This window comes from Citrobacter sp. RHBSTW-01044 (assembly GCF_013781945.1).
GTDB classification, from domain to species: domain Bacteria; phylum Pseudomonadota; class Gammaproteobacteria; order Enterobacterales; family Enterobacteriaceae; genus Citrobacter; species Citrobacter braakii.
In genome coordinates this window covers 4,437,709-4,453,147 of record NZ_CP056180.1, presented here as the reverse complement: position 1 = coordinate 4,453,147, position 15,439 = coordinate 4,437,709, and the positions used below count along the sequence as shown (strand labels likewise).

The following is a 15,439-nucleotide window of genomic DNA, read 5'->3' as shown; positions in this document are numbered from 1 at the left end:
GGGCAGGAATGATGAAACGTCTTCTCAGTCTTGTAATGCTCATCCTTTTCACCAGCACTCTCCTGGCGGGGTGTAATACCGCGCGCGGCTTCGGTGAAGACATCAAACATCTTGGCAATTCAATCTCTCACGCCGCCAGCTAACACTCTCTCATAGTCTTAAAAACGGTTGTTTATCCATCACACTTGCGGATCTTGTCTATTATTAATGAGCTATACACAAACAATATTGGCTAGAAAAGGAAGACGTTATGGTTAAAAAGACAATTGCTGCGATCTTTTCTGTGTTGGTTCTTTCTTCAGTGTTGACTGCGTGCAATACCACGAAAGGTGTTGGGCAGGATATCTCTGAGGGCGGTAGCGCAATCTCTGGTGCAGCGACAAAAGCTCAACAATAATCATGAACGGTACGACGTCACGTCGTACCGTTAATTCCCCTTCCCGGGGAGTGAGAGAAACGGCGAGAAGCGGTTCCCCATGTGCAGTTTCATGCGGATATTCCGTTTATAGGTGTAGACCGTCTTGCCATGAATGCTGAGTGCGGCGGCTATCGCATTGTTACTCACACCATCCATCCACATCGACAATACTTTCTCCTCCTGCGGCGTAAGCAGCGGAGTCGCGTTTTCGGCTATTTCTAACGTGGGACGAAGCTGTAGCGCCTCCTGAATCGTGTGTGAGAGCGCGTTCAACGTGGTGTGCTTGGTTAAGACCGAATGGGCGACGGATTGAGAGGAAGCAATTGAGGCGTGCTGTCTTTCAACTGATTGCAGTAAAATCAGCGGGATGACGCCGCAGCTCATGAAAAAGGGTTTAATTGGCGGACTGGTATGCGTCTCGCTAATAAAACTGTATAAATCCGCGATCACCAGATGCGGCTTCCACTGCAAAATATGCTCTTTTGCTAACAGGAGATTATTGATCCCTGACACAAGAAATGAGGAGCTGAACCTGCCAGAATGATTAAGCAAGGCCTCAATCCCTGTACGGGTAAAGTGGCACCGATCAATCACTAAAATTTTAAGCATAACCTTTTCGCATTCAGAAGAGAGGCAATCGACTTTCCGGATTCAGAAAGCCCTTCATCATAGAGAACTCCGATGAGTGCCAAATGCGGGAACTACGCCGCTAATTATGCTTAATTCTTGCTTTTAACGGGCAGCGAATAAAAAGGTTGAAATTCATTTTCTCTCGGGCAAAAATGCCATTTCACACATCAGCTTTGCAGGACGACCTGCAAACGCTTCTTTCACCGGGGACGGCCCCATTGTTCTGGAGCCTGATATGTCCTGGATCGTTTTATTAATTGCAGGTCTGCTCGAAGTTGTCTGGGCGATTGGCCTGAAATATACCCACGGTTTTACGCGTTTGACGCCAAGCATTATCACTATTGTGGCAATGATCGTCAGTATCGCCATGCTCTCCTGGGCAATGCGTACGTTGCCTGTAGGAACCGCCTATGCAGTATGGACTGGTATCGGCGCAGTCGGCGCGGCCATTACAGGGATTCTGCTGCTGGGTGAATCTGCCAGCCCGGCGCGGTTACTGAGCCTCGGGCTGATTGTGGCCGGTATTATTGGCCTCAAGCTGAGCACCCACTAAGCACCAGGCTGTTTTACCCAAATCAGCTTATTCACCTCAAACCCTTCCCGGGTCGCGATGGCCAGCATTTGCTGTTTCATTTCATCTGAAATAGTAGGGGTCCGTGAAAGGATCCACAGGTAGTCGCGATCCGGCCCGCAAACCAGCGCGTGACGATATTCCCTGTCGAGGGCAATCACGTTATACCCGCCATAGAAGGGGCCAAAAAACGAGACCTTGAGCGCAGCGCGGTTTGGGTCGCCAGTGAAGTAGGCTTTCCCCTCCGTTTTCTGCCACATTCCTCTGTCCGGGTTATAGCCCTTGTTAATAACATTGATACCGCCGTCGTCGCGCAGGCTGTAGGTAGCAGTCACTTTTTCCAGTCCGCGCTCGAATCGATGGTCGAAACGCGCAATTTCATACCAGGTGCCCAGATAGCGTGTGGCATCAAAGTTATTTACTACGGTAATACCTTTCGGTGGTGTTGGGGTGCTGCAAGCGACAACCAGAAATGCAGCCGTAACTGCAGCAACGACGGGCAGAATGCGCATGGGATTTTCCTTGCTGGATTTTTGTTAAGTGTAGATGACAGCAGGAAAAAAAGAGAAAGAAAGGAAGCCCAATATCCAGGGCCTCCTTGTCCGTTACTGCAGTTTTTCAAGAATGCGCCAGGCGGCTTCGACGCGAACAGGGTTTGGGTAGCTCTTGTTTGCCAGCATCACGATGCCAAGGTTTTTTTCTGGAACGAAAGCAACGTAGCTGCCGAATCCGCCAGTGGAGCCCGTTTTATGCACCCATGAGGCTTTCACGGCAGGCGCGGGCGGGTTTACCTCAACGGCAGGAAGCGCTGCCAGGGCCACTTTGCTGTCGCTACCGCTAATTATCGAGTCGGCCTTCACCGGCCAGTTCAGCATCTCCCAGCCCAGGCCCTGGTACATATCGCCAATACGCCAGTAACGTGACTGCGCAAGCTCGATGCCCTGCTGGAGCGTTTTCTCCTGAACCTGGCTGGCGTCCATGTTGGCCTGAACCCAACGGGTCATATCGATAACGCTCGATTTCACCCCGTAGGCTTCGGCATCAAGTTGCCCAGGGGATACATGCACTGGCTTTCCTTCGCGATAACCCCAGGCATAATCTTTTTGTTCGCTCTGCGGAACCGTAATCCAGGTATGCGCCAGTTTTAAGGGGCGCAGGACGCGTTTGGTCATCGCCTCTTCGTAGCTCATGCCTGAGGGGTTCACCGCCAGGGCGCCAAACAGACCAATGCTGGAGTTAGCATAAAGACGTTTAGCGCCTGGGGCCCATTGCGGCTGCCAGTTTTGATAAAAGCGTAGTAACGCGGCTTTATCCGTAACGTCGTCCGGAACCTGAAGCGGCAGGCCGCCTGCCGTGTAGGTGGCTAAGTGCAGCAGGCTGATACCCTGCCACTGCTTACCAGTCAGTTCAGGCCAGTAATGCGTGACCGGATCGCTGAGCTTAATTTCGCCGCGGGCGATAGCATCGCCGCCCAGCACGCCGTTGAACGTTTTACTGACCGATCCGAGTTCAAACAGCGTTTGTTGAGTGACTGGACGGTTATTGGCGATATCGGCTTTACCCCAGGTAAAGTAATAAGGTTTCCCCTGATAGATAATCGCAACGGCCATACCCGGAATAGCCTGCTCCTGCATCAGCGGTGTGATGGTGCGGTTAACGATATCGGCAATTTGTTGTTCTGTTTTTGCGGCGGCAAACGTGGAGAACGAAGCTGTCAGCAGCAGCGCGCAGCATATCGATTTTTTCATCATGAAATCAGTTCCGTAATTAAAAGCGAAAGGGTGTCCGGGCCCGTCAGACGTAATCAGTGTGTTTGATTTGCACCGTGTTGACAAACGGTTAAATTTAGCAGCAGATATAAGTTTTTCTAACAGGCCAGATAATGACGCGTAGCTATATCCCCCTTAACTCGCTGCGGGCTTTTGAAGCAGCGGCCAGACATCTCAGCTTTACCCGCGCTGCGATTGAGCTCAACGTGACGCATTCTGCAATAAGCCAGCATGTGAAAGCGCTAGAGCAACAGCTGAATTGTCAGCTTTTTGTGCGTGGTTCTCGAGGGTTAATGTTGACGACTGAAGGGGAAAGTCTGTTACCTGTACTTAATGACTCTTTCGATCGTATGGCGGGGATTCTGGATCGTTTTGCCACTAAACAGACTCAGGAAAAACTAAAAATTGGCGTGGTGGGGACCTTTGCGGTCGGTTGTCTTTTCCCTCTGCTGAGCGACTTTAAGCGCCACTGTCCACATATTGATTTGCATATTTCCACCCACAATAACCGTGTGGATCCCGCCGCCGAAGGGCTGGATTATACTATTCGCTACGGAGGAGGAGCCTGGCACGATACCGATGCGCAATATTTGTGTAGCGCGCTGATGTCTCCGCTGTGTTCACCGACATTGGCCTCGCAGATTAAAGCACCTGTGGACATCCTGAAATTTCCGTTATTACGATCGTATCGGCGTGATGAATGGACGCTTTGGATGCAGGCCGCCGGAGAAGCGCCTCCGTCACCGACGCACAACGTGGTGGTGTTTGACTCGTCCATCTCAATGCTGGAAGCCGCGCAGGCGGGGATTGGTGTGGCAATTGCACCGGTAAGAATGTTCACGCATTTGCTCAGTAGTGAACGTATCGTGCAGCCTTTTCTAACGCAGATTGATCTGGGGAGTTACTGGATAACGCGTTTACAATCTCGTCCGGAGACGTCCGCGATGCGTGAGTTTTCCCGCTGGTTGACCGGGATGCTGCACTAATAAAAAGGCCCGCCATTGGCGGGCCTGATAATTAACGCATGCGATTAGATGGTCAGGATCCCAATAGCCGTTACAACGGTCAGGATAGCTGCCAGTCCGTAGAATACCCATTTGCCCGCAGGCACGTGGATTTTCAGGTCATGCATCGCGTGGTGCATACGGTGTAAACCGCACCACAGCGGCAGAACGATCATCAGGAACAGAAACGCACGTCCGATGAAGCTCTGAGCGAATGCCAGTACGCGTTCATAGCTGAAAGCATCAGGAACAAAGCCCAGCGGCAGCATAATGCCGACCAGCAGGATCATCACCGGCGCAATGATTGCGCTCCACATACCGCCTGCACCAAACAGGCCCCAGAATACGGGTTCGTCAGAGCGTTTTGGATTTGGATTAATCATTCCGGACTCCTTACCAGAACAGGGCAACAAACAGTATTACTACTGTCGCAACCACAGTAACTGCCCAGAGACCTTTGATGATCGGCTCTGGCCCCATTTTTTCGTCTTTTACGATGATGTTGGCAGCTTTTGGCGCCAGCTCAAACCAGGTTTTGGTATGCAGCAGCGCTGCTGCCAGGGCGATAATATTCAGGATCACCACCACCGGGTTTTGCAAAAAGGCGACAAAGCCCATCCAGGACTCTGCACCATGCTTGAGTGCAAACAGGCCGATAATCAGTTCAATGCTGAACCAGACTGCCGGAACCGCCGTGCCTTCGCGCAGCATGTAAAAACGATAAAATGGCAGCTTTTTCCACCAGGTGGACGTCATTGGTCGCACATAGGGTTTGCGTTTAGTCGTCATCGTGCACTCCTTAGCGTGGTTTCAGGGTAGCGATAAGAAAGTCTTTTGAACTTTCAACTTTACCCTGCTGAATGGCCGCAGCCGGATCGACGTGTTTCGGGCAGACTTCGGAGCAGTAGCCCACAAAAGTACAGGACCAGACGCCGTTCGGGCTGTTCAACTGAGCCATACGCTCCTTCTTACCGTGGTCGCGGCTATCTTCGTTGTAACGATGCGCCAGCGTAATCGCAGCCGGTCCAATGAACTCTGGGTTCAGGCCGAACTGCGGGCACGCGGCGTAGCACAGACCACAGTTGATGCAACCGGAGAACTGATGATACTTCGCCATCTGCGCCGGAGTCTGGGTGTTTGGACCCTGATCCGGTGTACGCGGGTTACCAATGATGTACGGTTTGATCGCTTCCAGGCTTTCGATAAAGTGCGTCATGTCGACGACCAGATCGCGCTCAATCGGGAAGTTGCCAAGCGCTTCAACCTTCATGCCGCTGGTGTAATCACGCAGGAAGGTTTTGCACGCCAGTTTAGGTACATTGTTGACCATCATGCCGCAGGAGCCGCAGATCGCCATACGGCAGGACCAGCGGTAGCTCAGGTCCGGTGCCAGGTTATCCTTGATGTAGCCCAGCGCATCCAGCAGTGACGTGGTTTCATCATAAGGAACTTCGTAGAAAGCACTGTGCGGCGCGGTATCGGTTTCCGGGTTATAGCGCACCACCTCAACTTTCAGGTTTTTCATCTCAGCCATTCGCCTTCTCCTTCTTATCGGCTGCTTCCGCTTCGCCACCGTAAACACGTTTAGCCGGTGGCAGAGTGGTGATTTTCACGTCGCTGTATTCCAGGCGAGTCGTGCCGTCAGCATCGCGGAAGGCGAGGGTGTGTTTGAGGAAGTTCACATCGTCACGCTCGGTGCAGCCTTCATCCAGACGCTGATGCGCGCCGCGGGATTCTTTACGCGCCAGAGCAGAGTGCGCCATACATTCAGCAACGTTCAGACCGTGACCCAGTTCGATGGTGTACAGCAGGTCGGTGTTGAAGACGCTGGAGGTATCAGTGATACGGACGCGCTTGAAGCGTTCCTGCAGCTCCGCCAGTTTATCAACGGTTTTCTGCATGAGTTCCGGTGTACGGTAGATACCGCAACCTTCTTCCATGGACAGGCCCATTTCGTCACGGATCTTAGACCAGTTTTCGTTACCTTCCTGGTTAACCAGATCTTTCAGACGTTTTTCAACGCCAGCAACCTGCGCATCGAGCGCGGCACTGTTTGCAGCGCCAGCCGTTGCAGCACGTTCTGCAGCCTGTTCACCGGCCATACGACCGAAGACCACGAGTTCCGCCAGGGAGTTAGAACCCAGACGGTTAGCGCCATGCAGACCAACAGAGGAACATTCGCCCACAGCGAACAGACCTTTAATGCGGGTTTCACAGTGCTGATCGGTTTCGATACCGCCCATGGTGTAGTGCGCGGTAGGACGTACCGGGATCGGCTCTTTAACCGGATCGACACCCACGTAGGCTTTCGCCAGTTCGCAGATGAACGGTAAACGTTCGAGCAGTTTTTTCTCGCCGAGGTGACGCAGGTCGAGGTGAACCACATCGCCACGCGGGGTGGAAATGGTGTTACCTTTACGCCATTCGTGCCAGAAAGCCTGAGAAACTTTGTCGCGCGGACCGAGTTCCATGTATTTGTTTTTCGGTTCGCCCAGCGGGGTTTCCGGACCCATGCCGTAGTCTTGCAGATAACGGTAGCCGTTTTTGTTGACCAGGATACCGCCTTCACCACGGCAGCCTTCGGTCATCAGGATACCAGAGCCTGGCAGACCCGTCGGGTGATACTGAACGAATTCCATATCACGCAGCGGAACGCCATGGCTCAGCGCCATGCCCATACCGTCGCCAGTTACGATGCCGCCGTTGGTGTTGTAACGGTAAACACGACCTGCGCCGCCCGTTGCCATCACAACAGCATTAGCACGGATCTGCATCAGCGTGCCTTCCATCATGTTCATGGCAACCAGGCCGCGAGCATGGCCATCATCAACCAGGATATCCAGAACGAAGTGTTCGTCAAAGCGCTGAATCTGCGGGAACTGCAAAGATGTTTGGAACAGCGTATGCAACATGTGGAAGCCGGTTTTATCCGCGGCAAACCAGGTACGCTCGATTTTCATACCGCCGAAGCGACGTACGTTGACGCTACCGTCTTCACGGCGGCTCCATGGGCAGCCCCATTGTTCCAGTTGCGTCATTTCAGTTGGGCAGTGGTGGACAAAGTAATCCACGACATCCTGCTCACACAGCCAGTCTCCGCCTGCTACCGTATCGTGAAAATGGTAGTCAAAGCTGTCATGATCCTGCGCGACAGCAGCAGAGCCGCCTTCGGCAGCAACGGTATGGCTGCGCATTGGGTACACTTTTGAGATCAGTGCGATTTTAGCGTTGGGATTTGCTTGTGCGGCAGCAATTGCAGCACGTAATCCCGCGCCACCGGCGCCTATAATGGCAAGATCGGCTTGAAAGGTTTGCACGACATTCCTCCAGATTGTTGTTATTTCATTCCTGCCTGAAATCAGATGCTTCATCGGCTTCAAACAGGTTATGAACGCGTTTCCACTGCTCCTTTATAGGTACAATAGTATAGTCTCAGGGATGTGCGGGAAATTTGACGTGTTCGATTTTTTTAGCGTGTCAAAGGGGGGAATTATCATTGAATTTGATTAATTTAATTACTAAACCACCCCATGTCGCTTTTTTTATCCAATTGCCAGTGTGGATTATTGGCGCGCGAAATTTGTCTCGTTAACGCGATACGAGTAGACTTCGTGCCCTTGTCTTAAATCGGAGAAACAACCATGAGCGAAACGGCAACCTGGCAGCCGAGCGCGTCCATCCCCAATCTGTTAAAACGTGCAGCAATTATAGCGGAGATTCGCCGCTTTTTTGCCGATCGTGGCGTGCTTGAGGTTGAGACCCCTTGTATGAGTCAGGCAACGGTAACGGACATCCATCTGTTCCCGTTCGAAACGCGTTTCGTCGGCCCTGGACACGCCCAGGGAATGAATCTCTATTTAATGACCAGCCCGGAATACCATATGAAGCGCCTGCTGGTGGCAGGATGCGGCCCTGTGTATCAACTGTGCCGCAGCTTCCGTAATGAAGAGATGGGGCGTCATCATAACCCTGAATTCACCATGCTCGAGTGGTATCGTCCGCACTACGATATGTATCGCCTGATGAATGAAGTGGATGATTTGCTCCAGCAGGTGCTGGACTGCTCACCTGCGGAAAGTCTCTCTTACCAGCAAGCCTTCCAGCGCCATCTGGAGATAGACCCGCTGTCTGCTGATAAAACCCAACTGCGGGAAGTGGCGGCGAAATTGGATCTCAGTAATATCGCCGATACCGAAGAAGACCGGGACACCTTACTGCAGTTGCTGTTTACGATGGGCGTTGAGCCGCATATTGGCAAAGACAAACCGACGTTTGTGTATCATTTCCCGGCCAGCCAGGCATCACTGGCGCAAATCAGTACCGAAGATCACCGCGTGGCTGAACGTTTCGAGGTTTACTACAAAGGTATTGAGCTGGCGAATGGTTTCCATGAATTGACCGACGCGCGCGAACAGCAGCAGCGGTTTGAACAGGATAACCGCAAACGTGCCGCGCGTGGCTTGCCGCAGCAGCCTATCGACACTAACCTGCTTGAAGCGTTAAAAGTGGGTATGCCGGATTGCTCTGGTGTGGCGCTGGGCGTTGACCGTCTTGTGATGCTGGCATTGGGCGCAGAGAGCCTGGCCGAGGTTATCGCATTTACCGTCGATCGCGCGTAACGTACTCTCCTTCAATACAAAGTGGCGGTGAAATGGCCACTTTGTAGCATATTTTTTCATTTACCCTCTAATAGCCACAATTTACTCCTGGATATTTGATATCGTTCAGGTATCAATTCTGTGTTGATTTTTCTATCGCTGAACTCTGAAAAGAGGGCAGTGCCAACCGGTGAGTGGCGTTTGTTAAACGCTTGCCAGAGTAAGGGATGGTTTAATGACCCAAACAATAAAAAAGATGAGCCTTATAGGTCTCATCCTCATGATATTTACGTCTGTTTTCGGTTTTGCGAATAGCCCCTCCGCATTCTATCTAATGGGGTATAGCGCGATTCCTTGGTATATATTTTCTGCATTATTATTCTTTATCCCATTTGCTTTAATGATGGCGGAAATGGGGGCTGCCTATCGGAAAGAAGAGGGCGGAATCTATTCGTGGATGAATAATAGCGTTGGGCCACGCTATGCGTTTATCGGCACGTTTATGTGGTTTTCTTCCTATGTGATATGGATGGTAAGCACCGCAGCGAAAGTCTGGGTACCTTTTTCAACCTTCTTATTTGGCGCAGACATGACGCAGCACTGGCGTTTTGCGGGGCTTGAGCCTACGCAGGTCGTCGGGTTGCTCGCCGTCGGTTGGATGATTCTGGTAACCTGCGTGGCCTCCCGGGGTATTAATAAGATTGCTCGTATTACGGCTGTAGGCGGAATTGCCGTAATGTGTCTTAATTTAGTTCTGTTGTTAGTGAGTGTCGCTATTTTGTTATTAACTGGTGGTCACTTTGCGCAGGATATTAATTTCATCTCCTCACCTAATCCGGGATATCAGTCCGGTCTGGCCATGTTGTCATTTGTTGTGTTTGCCATTTTTGCATACGGCGGAATAGAAGCCGTGGGTGGATTAGTTGATAAAACAGAAAAGCCAGAAAAGAACTTTGCGAAAGGCATTGTCTTTGCCGCGATTGTCATTTCTGTCGGTTATTCACTGGCCATATTTTTATGGGGCGTTAGCACCAACTGGCAGCAAGTATTAAGCAATAGCTCGGTCAACCTCGGCAATATAACGTATATCCTAATGAAAAGCCTCGGGATGGCGTTAGGTAACGCGCTGCATCTTTCTCCTGAAACCGCGATGACGACGGGGGTGTGGTTCGCGCGTATCACCGGGCTTTCTATGTTTCTCGCTTATACCGGCGCTTTTTTCACGCTCAGCTATTCGCCACTGAAAGCGATTATTCAGGGAACGCCGAAGGCGCTGTGGCCAGCGCCGATGACCAAACTGAATGCCGTGGGGATGCCGACGACGGCAATGTGGTTGCAGTGCCTGCTGGTGAGCCTGTTTATCCTGCTGGTTTCGTTTGGCGGCGATACGGCTTCAGCGTTCTATAACAAACTGACGCTGATGGCGAACGTCTCGATGACGCTACCGTATCTGTTCCTCGCGCTGGCGTTTCCGTTCTTTAAAGCCCGTACGGACCTGGAAAGACCGTTTGTTGTCTTTAAAACCCGAGCGGCGACGTTGCTGGCCACATCGGTGGTTGTGCTGGTGGTGACGTTTGCCAATGTGTTCACCATCATCCAGCCGGTGATTGAAGCTGGGGACTGGAACAGCGCATTGTGGATGACCGGAGGCCCGATCTTCTTCTCGCTGTTGGCAATGGCGATTTATCAGAACTACAGCCGTCGTATGGTGAAACTCCCCCGGTGGGTGACAGACTAAGGAAAGATAAATATTGAATTTCCGCAAAGCCCGATAGGGATACCGTTCGGGCTTTGTTCGTAATAAATCATTTTTATAATTTATCAAAATGAAATTCGTGTGTATATCTATGATATATTTATTATGACAATCATCTTGGGGTGATATTGTATAATTGGAAATGATTGCTGCTATGAATTTATTTTAAAAAATATAACTTCTGATTTTTCCTTTTATGCTTGTGATGTCTGTCTCATTACTGGTTGAGAATCATGGCTATTGTTAGGTCAATGTTTACATTGCCTTGGTGATTAAATTTTTATGATGATCAGCTCTCCGCCATTTTGTGAGATAGACGAATATGGTTTTCCTCATTGGAACGGGTTGGATTTTTTCCGTTGGTATGCCCTACCTACCAATTGGCGTTTTATGACTGGGAAATCATATCTTTGGTATTATAAAACGGCTTGGTTAATTCACCATAGAACTATTATAAAACAATGTGCTTATGAAGCAAGAGTCCCAGAATTACTCCTTGCAGGTGTTGCTGTCGCAGAAGTTGGCGGAACTCCAGAGAGATTTAAAGGTGTTGGTGTTCTGCAATTTAGACAGGTAATTGAAGAAGTATTGGGAAAGAGCAGCAATGAATGGTCGAATGCTACATCTGTCGGTTCAGTTGCTATCCAGATAGGCGTTGCAGCAAGAACAATAGGTATTCACCCAGATAAACTGACTCATTTTCAGCAATTCCGCTTGTCGCAGTGTTTGCTTGATAACCACTTTAATATTCGGGTTGTAGCATTCCATTTACGCGATCTTATTTTATATGACAATCCAGATTCTGATACTATGTACTTGACAGATGAACAAATAATATTGGCTGGTTCTAGATATAATCGTGGAACCATGAGAAATAAAAAGGATATTATCCAATCTATTAGTGAACAACCCGGTTTTCCGGATCGTGAGTATAGTGAATATGGTCGTCGAATTATAGAAAAGAAAGATGCAATACTTAAAATTATGCGAGGCGGCTAATGAGTTGGAAGTCTTTTACATTGAATTTCATCTGGGGCATAGTTAGCATTGTATTGATAATTATGTTTTCAACTCAGGACAAGGAATGGTTTATTGACGGTAGGGGAATTAATAATGTCTGTGATGTCATGGATTATATTGAGGACGACGATGTTCGTTCTGTGGGCATAATCTTAACACTACCTCTGTTTATTCCTTTTATCTATGCGATCGTATGGAGAAGACAGCGCGGTATCTGGCAATATTCTATCATGGCGACTCTCCTGCTTTTTTGGTTATGGCGTTTTATCATTAGATATCAATTATGCTGGTAAATAAGACGCTGGGTAGTGTAAGCACACCTCACGTCTTATTGTGGCATGACTTACAAACTCCCCGCCGGGCGACTGCTTCTGCCCGCAGAACTTAAGGTTCTTCCCGTTTGCTTACCGCCGAGGCTCTCCAGACGCATCTGGAACGGTGGGAACGGCATATCGATACCGTGCTCGCGGAAGCCTGCCAGAATCAGCTGGTGGATTTCGTGGCGCAGCGGCATACGATGCCCCATCTCAGCGGCATAAATACGCAGTTCGAAGATTTGAATCCCTTGCTGCAGGTCAACCAGGAAGACTTCTGGCGCCGGGTTATCGATAACCAGCGAGCAGCGTTGTGCGGCAGTAAGCAGGATCTGCGTAACCTCCTCGCTGTTAGCCTCCGACGGTGCCGGGATGGTTAATACCACACGGGTGACCGAATCCGATAACGACCAGTTGATAAACTGCTCGGTGATAAAGGCTTTGTTGGGCACGATGATCTCTTTGCGGTCCCAGTCGCTGATGGTCGTGGCGCGGGTATTAATTTTCGTCACGCTACCGGTAAGATCGCGAATCGTCACCGTGTCGCCAATGCGGATTGGTTTTTCAAAGAGGATAATCAGGCCGGAAATAAAGTTGGCGAAGATCTCCTGCAAACCAAAGCCCAGACCGACACCGAGAGCAGCTACCAGCCATTGCAGTTTGGACCACTCAATACCGATCATTGAGAAGCCCACCAGACCGCCAATCAGCATCAGCAGGTACTTGGTGATGGTGGTGATGGCGTAACCGGTGCCGGGGGTTAAATCGAGATGTTGCAGCAGCGCCAACTCCAGCAGCGCGGGCAGGTTGCGCACTAACTGGGTAGTGATGATAAACACCAGGATTGCGATAAGCACTGCACCCAGCGTTATCGGCTCTAAACTTTCCACACCCTGCACCGTGGAGGTGACATCCCACAACGAGATATTTTCCAGGAAGCCGAAAGCGGAATGAATTTCTGACCACAGCACAATGACCGAGAGCAGGGCGATAAGCATTAGGATAGAGCGCACCAGGCGCAGCGATTGCGCGCTGATAGCATCCAGATCCACTTCGCTTTCATCAACATCAATCGTGCCTTCAAGGCTGGTGGAATGCGCTGGTTCTTCTTCACCCCGTGCGCGCTGCGCCAGCATTTCGGCACGTCGATGCTTGGCGCGGTCAAACGCCAGCCGGCGGCGCTGGATCAGCATCCAGCGGCGGATAACGTGATACACCACCAGTAACAAGAACCAGATAGCTACGGACGTTTCCAGACGCGCCAATAAAGCTTGCGACGTGGCGAGATAGCCCACTGCCGCAGCGAGAATGGCAATCAGCGGTGCGCCCATCAGCATATTCCACAGCATGCTGTTGACCATGTTATCGCTGTTGCCTTCTTTATCGAGGTACAGCGGTATTCCGGCGCGTTTCAGGCTCAGGGTCACGACCGCCAGCGCACCGCAAATCAGAATAAAGCACAGACGCCCCAGTGAGGCGGAGAATTCCCGGTCATTGAGATTATCAAACATAATCACCGCCATGATCAGCGGCACAATCAGCCCGATACTCATCAGGTAATAGTGCATGGCTTTCGCGACGCGGTTACGCGGCCAGCCAAAGTGGGCAATGAACAGACCGTTGGGGCGCGCAAAGGTGGCGCAAATCATTACTGCCCACAGCATGGGCACCGTGGCGGTAACGCCATCCCCGATAGCGACAGCCAATGGATAAGGCCAGGCTTCCTGCAATCCGTAACCGAGCGTTGCCCACAGCACCGGCAACGGAGAAGCGACGAGTATCGACCAGAACACCGTGCGTATCGTCAGCCAGAAGTGGTCCTGGGTGACTTTCCCGACCCGGGCAGATGAACGCTCCAGAAAACGGGTGAAGTGTTTGCGCGAAGAGAGGCTAAAGCCAACCAGCACCAATGCCGCGAAAAGCGGGAGCAGCGTTTCTTTGCTGGTCAGCATCATGATGCTGGCTTTGCCCAACTGATTAAACGTATCTAATGAGATCAGACGCCGCAGATCCTGGACGATGTCGACAGGCCAGGAGAGGGAGATGGGGCTAACGTCCGACGTCCAGAACAGATAACGGTGCGTTGCTTCGTTGACCTCTTTTAGCGCATCTTCCAGTTGGCTATTAGAGACTTTGAGCTTGGTCAGCTCAAGGATCAGCGTATCGCCACCCTGTAACAAAGAGTTCAGCAGCTCACGTTGGGTGCGTAACTGGGCGTTGAGAATGCTGCTCTGTTCAGCGGTCAGCGGTTGTCCATCGGCCTGATGAATCTGACGCAACTGCGGCTGTTTGTTGAGGAGATCCTCATAGCGCATACGGTGCACGCGAAGCTGCGCCATTTCGGTATCCAACTGCTGAGGCTTGGGCATTTCCGGTAAACGGGATACCTGCGCGCGCAGCGCTTCTCCCAGCATATTTGAGACCCCAAGCCACTGAGACTGCTCTCGCAGCGTATTCAATGCCTGGCGCACCTGCAGCGTTTGGCTGGCGGCTTGACGCTGTTGCGAGGCTACCAGGTCCATACGTTGCGCCTGCTGGTTTAATGCCTGAGACAGTTCGCGGTTAACCTTGAACTGGTCGACAATACCTTCCGGCAGTCCCGCGCTGTTTTCCGCCAACAGTTCGGTGCTTTCCAGCGCTCGCTCTGCCTCACGCTGACGTTGACTGTTGAGCTGGTTGCGCAAAGCCTGCAGGTAAGTATCGAGCTGCTGGCTCTGTTTTTCCGCCAGCTCTGAGCGCATACGCGCCAGCTCCTGGCGGTTATTAGCGGAAAGCTGCGCCAGCTCCAGTTCATCGACCAGGGCTTTGAGTTTGGCGGATTCAGCCTGCATCGCCTGATTCTGCGCGGGATTAGAGTTGGCGGTACCAATACGTCGCTCAAGCTCATTTAGCTGGCGGCGGGCATCGGTTTGCTGTTGAGGAAGCTGGCTTAACGAGTCGGCGATTTCCCGGGCGCGATCCTGCTCCTGCTGGGCCTGACGACTCTTTTCCAACAGTTGGCTGCTGACCTGGAGGATCTCCTGGTTTAACGCATCGGTGGTGAGTCCGGTTGGCACATTGCGCGGTTCGTCGCGCAGGTTGCTAAGCTGCGCGCGTAATGTTGCGGACAGCTTGGGGAAGTTATCAATAACCTGCTGATATTGCTGGGCACGCTCGAGAGAACCTTTACGCTCCTCGAGGGCATTCAGCGCGGACTGGAGAGCCTCGACGGTTTCTGGCTGAGCAGGTTTCGCCGCTTTTGCCTGCTCCAGTTCCTGGGTGAGTTGTTTGGCATCGGGGGCCGTCGCAGCGTACGCCCCCAGGCTGAGGCACCAGGCCATCAGAAAAGTGATAATCAGGCGCACAGCAGCGATTCCTAT

Annotated in this window: 16 protein-coding genes; 8 read left to right on the top strand and 8 right to left on the bottom strand. The window is 51.5% G+C overall.

Features of this window, described 5'->3' with window-relative positions:
- Window positions 1-8: 8 nt before the first annotated feature.
- Together ecnA and ecnB are read left to right on the top strand one after the other, a co-directional pair.
- Window positions 9-143, top strand: a complete 135-nt coding sequence (gene ecnA, locus HV352_RS21335; RefSeq protein ID WP_016151394.1) for a lipoprotein antitoxin entericidin A — start codon at window positions 9-11, stop codon at window positions 141-143.
- Window positions 144-250: 107 nt separating this feature from the next.
- Window positions 251-397: a lipoprotein toxin entericidin B gene (gene ecnB, locus HV352_RS21330; protein ID WP_016151395.1), complete on the top strand. Its 147-nt coding sequence runs from the start codon at window positions 251-253 to the stop codon at window positions 395-397.
- A 30-nt stretch (window positions 398-427) separates the two neighbouring features.
- On the opposite strand, the gene HV352_RS21325 is transcribed toward ecnB, so the two are convergent.
- On the bottom strand, window positions 428-1,027 hold the full coding sequence (locus HV352_RS21325) for a LuxR C-terminal-related transcriptional regulator (protein WP_016155497.1): 600 nt from the start codon (window positions 1,025-1,027) through the stop codon (window positions 428-430).
- 256 nt (window positions 1,028-1,283) lie between these two features.
- On the opposite strand from HV352_RS21325, the gene sugE reads away from it, so the two are divergent.
- Window positions 1,284-1,601: a quaternary ammonium compound efflux SMR transporter SugE gene (gene sugE, locus HV352_RS21320; RefSeq protein WP_016151397.1), complete on the top strand. Its 318-nt coding sequence runs from the start codon at window positions 1,284-1,286 to the stop codon at window positions 1,599-1,601.
- Here sugE and HV352_RS21315 read toward each other — a convergent pair.
- Both HV352_RS21315 and HV352_RS21310 read right to left on the bottom strand, forming a co-directional pair.
- On the bottom strand, window positions 1,598-2,131 hold the full coding sequence (locus tag HV352_RS21315; RefSeq protein ID WP_049271636.1) for a lipocalin family protein: 534 nt from the start codon (window positions 2,129-2,131) through the stop codon (window positions 1,598-1,600). The two genes, sugE and HV352_RS21315, sit on opposite strands and share 4 nt — an antisense overlap.
- 93 nt (window positions 2,132-2,224) lie before the next feature.
- Complete coding sequence (locus tag HV352_RS21310) at window positions 2,225-3,370, bottom strand: class C beta-lactamase CMY-83 (RefSeq protein WP_063859873.1); 1,146 nt, start codon at window positions 3,368-3,370, stop codon at window positions 2,225-2,227.
- A 131-nt stretch (window positions 3,371-3,501) separates the two neighbouring features.
- Between HV352_RS21310 and ampR the strand changes: the two genes are divergently transcribed.
- The gene (ampR, locus tag HV352_RS21305) at window positions 3,502-4,374 is read left to right on the top strand and encodes a LysR family transcriptional regulator AmpR (protein WP_181635072.1); all 873 of its coding nucleotides are present in this window, start codon (window positions 3,502-3,504) and stop codon (window positions 4,372-4,374) included.
- 44 nt (window positions 4,375-4,418) lie between these two features.
- On the opposite strand, the gene frdD is transcribed toward ampR, so the two are convergent.
- Genes frdD through frdA form a run of 4 tightly spaced genes read right to left on the bottom strand, consistent with a single transcriptional unit; the run spans window position 4,419 to window position 7,709 of the window.
- Entirely contained in the window at window positions 4,419-4,775 is a 357-nt protein-coding gene (gene frdD / locus HV352_RS21300) for a fumarate reductase subunit FrdD (RefSeq protein ID WP_003025535.1), read from the bottom strand.
- Between the two features lie 10 nt (window positions 4,776-4,785).
- Entirely contained in the window at window positions 4,786-5,181 is a 396-nt protein-coding gene (gene frdC / locus HV352_RS21295) for a fumarate reductase subunit FrdC (protein WP_016151401.1), read from the bottom strand.
- 10 nt (window positions 5,182-5,191) lie between these two features.
- Window positions 5,192-5,926, bottom strand: coding sequence for a fumarate reductase iron-sulfur protein (frdB, locus tag HV352_RS21290; RefSeq protein ID WP_016155500.1), 735 nt, complete (start codon window positions 5,924-5,926; stop codon window positions 5,192-5,194).
- Window positions 5,919-7,709: a fumarate reductase (quinol) flavoprotein subunit gene (frdA, locus tag HV352_RS21285; RefSeq protein WP_016151402.1), complete on the bottom strand. Its 1,791-nt coding sequence runs from the start codon at window positions 7,707-7,709 to the stop codon at window positions 5,919-5,921. The genes frdB and frdA overlap by 8 nt, the downstream gene beginning before the upstream one ends.
- Window positions 7,710-8,033: 324 nt before the next feature.
- Between frdA and epmA the strand changes: the two genes are divergently transcribed.
- The 4 genes from epmA (at window position 8,034) to HV352_RS21265 (ending at window position 12,059) form a co-directional block, all read left to right on the top strand.
- On the top strand, window positions 8,034-9,011 hold the full coding sequence (gene epmA / locus HV352_RS21280) for an elongation factor P--(R)-beta-lysine ligase (protein ID WP_046275845.1): 978 nt from the start codon (window positions 8,034-8,036) through the stop codon (window positions 9,009-9,011).
- Window positions 9,012-9,225: 214 nt separating this feature from the next.
- Window positions 9,226-10,728 (top strand): glutamate/gamma-aminobutyrate family transporter YjeM, encoded by a 1,503-nt coding sequence (gene yjeM / locus HV352_RS21275; protein ID WP_049271647.1) that lies wholly within the window; start codon window positions 9,226-9,228, stop codon window positions 10,726-10,728.
- 300 nt (window positions 10,729-11,028) lie between these two features.
- Window positions 11,029-11,745, top strand: coding sequence for a hypothetical protein (locus HV352_RS21270; RefSeq protein WP_077249808.1), 717 nt, complete (start codon window positions 11,029-11,031; stop codon window positions 11,743-11,745).
- Window positions 11,745-12,059, top strand: coding sequence for a YjeO family protein (locus tag HV352_RS21265; RefSeq protein ID WP_075848982.1), 315 nt, complete (start codon window positions 11,745-11,747; stop codon window positions 12,057-12,059). Before HV352_RS21270 ends, HV352_RS21265 begins: the two co-directional genes overlap by 1 nt.
- A 50-nt stretch (window positions 12,060-12,109) precedes the next feature.
- On the opposite strand, the gene mscM is transcribed toward HV352_RS21265, so the two are convergent.
- A complete protein-coding gene (gene mscM, locus HV352_RS21260) occupies window positions 12,110-15,424 on the bottom strand; it encodes a miniconductance mechanosensitive channel MscM (RefSeq protein ID WP_016151404.1) in 3,315 nt (1,104 codons plus the stop codon).
- Window positions 15,425-15,439 lie beyond the last annotated feature (15 nt).